The 6,633-nt window shown below is 59.6% G+C and carries 6 protein-coding genes; all 6 read right to left on the reverse strand.

Annotated elements, in window-relative coordinates; genetic code table 11:
• Positions 1-31: 31 nt before the first annotated feature.
• Positions 32-517 (reverse strand): benzoate 1,2-dioxygenase small subunit, encoded by a 486-nt coding sequence (gene benB / locus GIB19_RS10215; protein ID WP_027595427.1) that lies wholly within the window; start codon positions 515-517, stop codon positions 32-34.
• Positions 514-1,872, reverse strand: a complete 1,359-nt coding sequence (benA, locus tag GIB19_RS10220) for a benzoate 1,2-dioxygenase large subunit (protein WP_085274399.1) — start codon at positions 1,870-1,872, stop codon at positions 514-516. Before benA ends, benB begins: the two co-directional genes overlap by 4 nt.
• An 83-nt stretch (positions 1,873-1,955) precedes the next feature.
• A complete protein-coding gene (locus tag GIB19_RS10225) occupies positions 1,956-2,942 on the reverse strand; it encodes an RHS repeat-associated core domain-containing protein (RefSeq protein WP_274885399.1) in 987 nt (328 codons plus the stop codon).
• A 15-nt stretch (positions 2,943-2,957) separates the two neighbouring features.
• Entirely contained in the window at positions 2,958-3,914 is a 957-nt protein-coding gene (gene benR / locus GIB19_RS10230; RefSeq protein WP_274885401.1) for a benABC operon transcriptional activator BenR, read from the reverse strand.
• Positions 3,915-4,285: 371 nt separating this feature from the next.
• Positions 4,286-5,341 (reverse strand): GlxA family transcriptional regulator, encoded by a 1,056-nt coding sequence (locus GIB19_RS10235; RefSeq protein WP_274885402.1) that lies wholly within the window; start codon positions 5,339-5,341, stop codon positions 4,286-4,288.
• 139 nt (positions 5,342-5,480) lie between these two features.
• Positions 5,481-6,509 (reverse strand): glycine betaine/L-proline ABC transporter substrate-binding protein ProX, encoded by a 1,029-nt coding sequence (proX, locus tag GIB19_RS10240; protein ID WP_274885403.1) that lies wholly within the window; start codon positions 6,507-6,509, stop codon positions 5,481-5,483.
• Between the last annotated feature and the right edge of the window lie 124 nt (positions 6,510-6,633).

Consider the following 6,633-nt stretch of genomic DNA (forward strand, 5'->3'; position numbering starts at 1 on the left):
CGGCACACCGGGCGGCTCGCGTTACCTCGGTTCAGATGTGGTAGATGTCGATGACCTGACGCACGTAGTCGTTCTTCAGGACCACCTTCTTGGCCTTGATCAACGGCTGCTCGCCGCGCAAATCGAGGGTGTAGAAGCTGCTGCCGAAGTAGCTGTCGGTGGTCTTGTAGCGAAAGCTCAGGGTGTGCCAGTTGAAGCGCACCTGGCAGTAACCCTCGCCCTGCTCAACGATCTCGATGTTGCTGATGTTGTGCGAGGTACGGGTGTCCGGCACGGTCGCGCTGGAGCGCTCGGTTTTAATGCGGAACACCCGGTCCTCGAGGCCACCACGGTTGCCGTACCAGATCAGCGAGATTTCGCTTTGCGGGTCTTCGGTGAGGCGGTCGTCATCGTCCCAGGACGGCATCCAGAAGCTGGCATCGGCTGCGTACAGCTCCAGCCACTGGTCCCATTCGGCGTCGTCCAGGTAGCGCGCTTCGCGGTAGAGGAAGTCGCGCACGGTTTCGTAGAGGCTCATTGCACGGCCTCCACGGGGATCAGTTGCTGCTCATCCTTGAGCGCCTGGATCATGGTGTCCTGCCAGTACTTGTGTTGCAGCACGAACAGGCCTTCGTCCTCGGTGCGCACGCCTGACAACAGCGGCTTGAGCTCGATTTCCTGGGCCGCCTCGTCAGCGCCCTCGACCCAGTGGGCAGCGCCGCGGGACATGTCATTCCAGCCGGTGCCGCCGCCGTAGCCTGTCTGGCACGAGCGGAACTCTTCGAGGTCGTCCGGGGTCGCCATGCCGCTGACGTTGAAGAAGTCCTCGTACTGGCGGATGCGCTTGGCACGGGCGTCAGCGCTCTCGCCTTTGGGCGCGATGCAGTAGATGGTGATTTCGGTCTTGTTCACCGAAATCGGCCGGGCAATACGGATCTGCGAACTGAATTGGTCCATCAGGTACACGTTGGGGTACAAGCAGAGGTTGCGCGAGTTCTCGATCATCCAGTCGGCGCGTGCCTGGCCGTAATCGGCGGCCAGCTGGTCACGTCGCTCGTAGGCCGGGCGGTCTTCTGGGTTGGCCCAACGGGTCCACAGCAGCAGGTGGCCATGGTCGAAGGAATAGAAGCCCCCGCCCTGCTTGGCCCAAGCACCTGCGCTCATGGTCTTGATCTCGTCCCCCGACTCGCGCTGTTTGCGCTGGTTCTGGGTGGCGGCGTAGTTCCAGTGCACGGAGCTTACGTGGTAGCCGTCGGCGCCGTTCTCGGCGGTGAGCTTCCAGTTGCCTTCGTAGATATACGAACTGGCGCCACGCAGCACTTCCAGGCCTTCGGGCGACTGGTCGACGATCATGTCGATGATCTTGGCCGACTCGCCCAGGTGCTCTACCAGGGGCTTCACATCGGCATTCAAACTGCCGAACAGAAAGCCCCGGTACGACTCGAAGCGCGCGACCTTGGTCAGGTCGTGGGAGCCGTCGCAGTTGAAACTGTCGGGGTAGCCGGCGTTGCTCGGGTCTTTGACCTTGAGCAGTTTGCCGCTGTTGTTGAAGGTCCAGCCATGGAATGGGCAGGTGTAGCTGGCACGGTTACCGCGCTTGTGCCGGCACAGCATGGCGCCGCGGTGGCTGCAGGCATTGAGGAAGGCATTGAGTACCCCGTCCTTGTTGCGCGCGATAAAGATCGGCTGGCGCCCCATGGTCAGGGTGAGGAAGTCGTTTTTCTCGGGGATCTGGCTTTCGTGCGCCAGGTAGATCCAGTTGCCCTCGAAGATGTGCTTCATCTCCAGGTCGAACAGGCGTGGGTCGGTGAACATCTCGCGCTTGCAGCGGTAGATGCCCTGTTCACGGTCGTCTTCGAGCATGGCATTGAGGTAGTCGAATCCCAGGGACATGGCCAGGGTCTCCATTGTTATTGTTCAGACCGGGTCAGGTTAGGGATTCGACGGGCGGGGGACTATCCGGATTGTGCAGAGTGTTATCCATCTCTCCGTACTTTGAGCATTTTTCCACCGACTGGCGAAAATGGTAACGCGTCAAACAGCTCGCGCCTTTCTATCATTTCTCTTGTCTTGGCGAGTTTTCGATCAACCCATTGCTTGATAAGAACAATCTCATTCTTTGTCTTAAGTGCTGCTTCGGCCTCAATGAAATAATTATCTGCCTCGTAGTACCTGTGAGCCAGCTCAAAACGATTCGTTTTGCCTTGAAGCGAAATCGAAGCATTTTCTAGTCGCTGTACATCTCGTAGCTGCCAAGATTTATTTTTTTCCATGTTTTTCACCCTGGCTCGGAGGTGCGGGTCAATATCAGCTAGCGCCTTCTTCACACTTAGGGTTTTTAATGCTGGCGCTTTTTGACCAACTGCGTATGAGGCAGCAGCGCGAAGCCCCCACCGTTTGGTGAATACACCACCCGTTAAAAAGCTATTGGGGGGCAACCCGACATGCCCCGTTGGATCGACCTTATTGACAGGATCGTCACCGCAGTAGCAGTAGGCATTCAGACCGCCATCACCAAACGGACTCAAGGTGTCTGGTGCATTAAGTCGCATCAATACAGTGCTGTATCCGCGATATCCATTGCCTAACAAATACTGTTCGGTGAAAGGGTCTTTCCGCTGGCCAGTGAATCGCAACATTGAAGCGCTTGCCTTATCAGTGTCATGGCCATACACCGAGTAGCGCAGAGCAAACGATACATCGCGTCCAGTGAGTTGTAGGACCGAACCTTGAAAGTCAGTCGAAAAAAACGTCGCTTGGCCATTATCGTGCTGTGCTACCAATCTACCAGCAGCGCGCACCAACGTTGTAGCTTCAGTGCCATGATGTGAGACCGTCGCCAGCCCATCAGGCGAATAAAAATACCATTGCTGCGAAGTAGACATAATTGCCTCCATTTTATCCATGAAGGCAAATGGTGGATCCGCGCTAATCCGCCCGCAACTGGCAGAAATAACAGGCACGAAGCACGGCTCCGCTTAACCGCGTCGCTTGAAGGTCTGCGATGGCAGCTCACCAAATTGCTGCCGGTACACCTCGGAAAACCGCCCCAAATGCAGGAAGCCGTAATCCAGAGCAAGCTCCGTCACACTCCGCACCCCACACGTGGCATCACTCAAACACGCCTGCACCCGCTCCAGCTTACGTTGCCGCACATAATGCTTAGGCGTGGTAGCTAGGTGCCGATCAAACAGTGCATACAGCGACCGCACGCTCATGCAGGCCTGCTCCGCCAGCACCTCAGCCGACAGCTCCAGCTTCAGGTTGCGCTCGATGTAATCCAGAATCCGCTCCAGGCTAGCCGCCGGTGCACTCAGGCTTTCGCGCCGAATGTTGGTGCTCATCAAGGTCAGCAGTTTGCTGGCCACAATCTGGCTGTAATGCCCCTGCACCCGCGGCAACGACTCATTCACCTCGGCTTCATGGCACACCATCGCCAGCAGGTTTACAAACCCATCCAGCTCTTCCAATCGGTAGTGGTTACGCAGGAACCGCACGCCCCCATCCGGGCGATGCCAGCGTTGTTCTTCGCAGATCGAATCGAGCAGCCGGGTCGGTACCTTGAGGATAAATTTCTCGCAGTCTTCCGAGTAGGTCAGGTCAACCGGGTCGTCCGGGTTGATCAGCAACAACTCGCCCGGCACCAAGTGATGCTCACGCTGGGGCCCGCGCCACAGGCAGTTGCCGTTGAGCAACACTTGCAAGTGGTAGATGGTTTCCAGCGCGGGCGAGGTGACGCGCACGCTGCCGCCGTAGCTGATGCGGCACAGGTCGAGTTCGGCGAACTTGCGGTGGCTGAGGCTGGCCTGGGGGTGGGTGGTGCGCGACAAACCGATGCAGTGCTGGCCCACGTGCTGGTTCACATAATCGGACACAGCATAAGGGTCGGCGTGGTGAAACACGCTACTGCGCTCGCTCAGCAGGCGGCTTTCCATAGGCAAGGCACTCGGTTTCGTTATTGTTCTGGGCGCCGCTTCCTACGGGCCTTGGGGCCGGTGGTTGCGGTCGATCACGGTTATTCTATCGGGCTGGTCGCTGGGTACAGAGGCAGGCGACAGCCGGTGAATAGGCACACACTAAGCAAAAAGGCGGGGGTTGGGCAATGCGACCATTGGAATGGTTGGGCGGACAGCGGACAAGTCTTTGATACTAACCGTTCGTTTATCGAACACAATTATCTGTTTCGCGGTACTGGCCTCTTCGCGGGCAAGCCCGCTCCCACAGGTAGAACGCAGGCTTTGAGAGCTGTGCCATACCTGTGGGAGCGGGCTTGCCCGCGAAGAGGCCGGCCTAGGTACAGTCGATCTCAATGCACCGCCACTTCCTGCCGCCCTGCCCACCCCTGGCTCCTCGCCCGAAACTGGCGCGGCGCAACGGCGAACAGCTCACGAAAACGCCGGTAGAAATGCGGAAAACTGACAAAGCCACTGGCCACGGCCACTTCGGTCAAAGACTTGCTGGTGTGTTGCAGCAACTGCCGGGCATGGGTCAGGCGCAATTCCAGGTAGTAGCGCGGCGGTGTCGCCTGTACATGGCGGCGGAACAGCCGCTCCAGGTGCCGACGCGACAAGCCTGCATGTTCGGCGATTTCGTCGATGCCGATCGGGTCTTCGATATTCGCATGCATCAGCTCAAGGGCCAAGCGTATGCCCTTGGGCAGGCTGGGGTCGATGTCCGCTGCAGTGGCCGGGGCATCGCTCATCACCCGTGCGCGATCGCATGCCAGCATCTGCTCCACCGCCCGGCGCAACCCGTTGCCCCCCCTGTGTTCGAGCAAGGCCAGCATCATGTCCAGAGCACTGCTAGCCCCTGCGCAACTCAGGCGTCGACCGTCCAGCACATGGGCTTGGCGGCTGACACGTACCTTGGGGAACAGCTCGCTCATCATCGCCCGGCCATCGGGGTGGAAGGCGCAGGCGTGGTCATTGAGCAGGCCCGCTTCGGCCAGAAAGTAGGTGCCGTTCCATAGACCACCTAGCTGGCAGCCATGCTGGTCGGCCTGGCGCAGCTTGGCGCGCAGCAGCGGTGCGCTCTCGAGGCGCACCCGGAACCCACCGCATACCAACAGGGTGTCTAGCACCTGCACATCGAGCTCGGCCAGTGGCGTGTTGACCGGCAAGGCGATGCCCAGGTCGCTCATGACCTGTGCTCCATCACCCACTACCTGGATTTGGAACAGTGGCGTAGCGCTCATCAGGTTGGCGGTGACCAGGGTGTCCATGGCCGCAGTAAAGGCCATCATGGAGAAATGCTCACGTAACACGAAGGCGACGCGTTGGCACGGCATCGACAGCGAGGTACGGCCTGCGGTGTTCAGATGTGCCAGGTTGGCGTTCTTGAGGGTGCTTTCGAAATGGCTCATGGCTTTGACTCAACTGCAAAAATCGCGTTGGCTTCTTCGCGAGCAAGCGCGCGCCTACAGGCAGCGCGCAAACCCAACGCTGGCACGAACCCTGTGGGAGCGGGCTTGCCCGCGAAGAAGCGCTCACCGATGGAACAGGTTACTTGCTGGCCTGTGTCGCCGCCGCGCGCGACGCCTGCAGCCACGCGTCGAACTGCTGGCGATGCGCCGCGACCCACGCTTTGGCATGGCGGGTGATGTCAGCAGGCTTTTTCTCACCTTGCTGCATCTTTAGGTTCTGCGCGCTCTCGTCCGCCGTGGTGATCTGCATCAGCGACAGGAATTTGGTGGCTGCCGGGTTTTCCTGGGCGAATTCCTTGTTCAGCACCGCCTCGACCTTGTCGACCGCAAAGCCCAGGTTCTTGCCCTTGTACATCGTGTCGACATCGTTGTTGCCATCCGGCAGGTCGGTCTTCGGTACTTCCAGCCAAACCACGTCCTTGTCCTCGACCAGCACGGTGGAGATCCACTGTGGCACCCAGGTGAAGTACAGGATCGGCTTGCCTTCCTTGTAGCGGGTGATGGTGTCGGCCATCAGCGCGAAGTACGACCCCTGGTCGACGTGCACGCTGCTGTCCAGGTCATAGGCTTTGATGTGGTGCGAGATGATCAGCTCGCAGCCCCAGCCAGGGTTGCAGCCAGTCAAGTTGGCCTTGCCGTCGCCGTCAGTGTCGAACAGCTTGGCGATTTCGGGCTTCTTCAGGTCGGTGATGTACTTGATGTGGTACTGCTCGGCGGTCTTTTTGTCGATCAGGTAGCCCTGCAGCACGCCGGGCATGATGTCGCCGGCCTTGACCATCACGTCATCGCCGCCGGCCTGCTGGTAGAACTTGTCGTGCAGCTTGTCCCACAGGTGCACGGTGAAGTCGGCATCGCCGTTGGCCAGGGCCACCATCATCACGCCGTACTCGGTTTCCTTAGGCTCCTGGACCTTGTAGCCCAGCTCGCGCAGGCCTTCCATGGCGACTTCGCCACGGAAGCGCTCTTCGGCAATGGAGGGGAAGATCGGCGTTACCTTCACGCCCTCGCCCGGCTTGTCGGCCGAGGCGTTGGCGCACAGCGAGGCGATTACCAGGGCCAGCGCGCTGGCGCCTTGCAGGATGCTGCGGGAGAACGTGGATTCCAACATCGTCGCGTACCTTCTTCTGGTTTTTATGTCGTGTGCGGCAGTACGAATGTGTTTGCGTCAGGCGGTCTTGCGCCGCCCTGCAGCGTGCCCTGAGCCGCATAGGCGCAGCACCGCACCCACGGGC

The sequence above is a fragment of the Pseudomonas sp. ITEM 17296 genome (assembly GCF_028895205.1).
GTDB classification, from domain to species: Bacteria; Pseudomonadota; Gammaproteobacteria; order Pseudomonadales; family Pseudomonadaceae; genus Aquipseudomonas; species Aquipseudomonas kermanshahensis.

Bases quoted from the DNA above. Each gene is read 5' to 3' on its own strand.
- benB (WP_027595427.1), bottom strand. From the start codon at position 517: ATGAGCCTCTACGAAACCGTGCGCGACTTCCTCTACCGCGAAGCGCGC.
- benA (WP_085274399.1), bottom strand. From the start codon at position 1,872: ATGTCCCTGGGATTCGACTACCTCAATGCCATGCTCGAAGACGACCGT.
- benR (WP_274885401.1), bottom strand. From the start codon at position 3,914: ATGGAAAGCCGCCTGCTGAGCGAGCGCAGTAGCGTGTTTCACCACGCC.
- GIB19_RS10235 (WP_274885402.1), bottom strand. From the start codon at position 5,341: ATGAGCCATTTCGAAAGCACCCTCAAGAACGCCAACCTGGCACATCTG.
- proX (WP_274885403.1), bottom strand. From the start codon at position 6,509: ATGTTGGAATCCACGTTCTCCCGCAGCATCCTGCAAGGCGCCAGCGCG.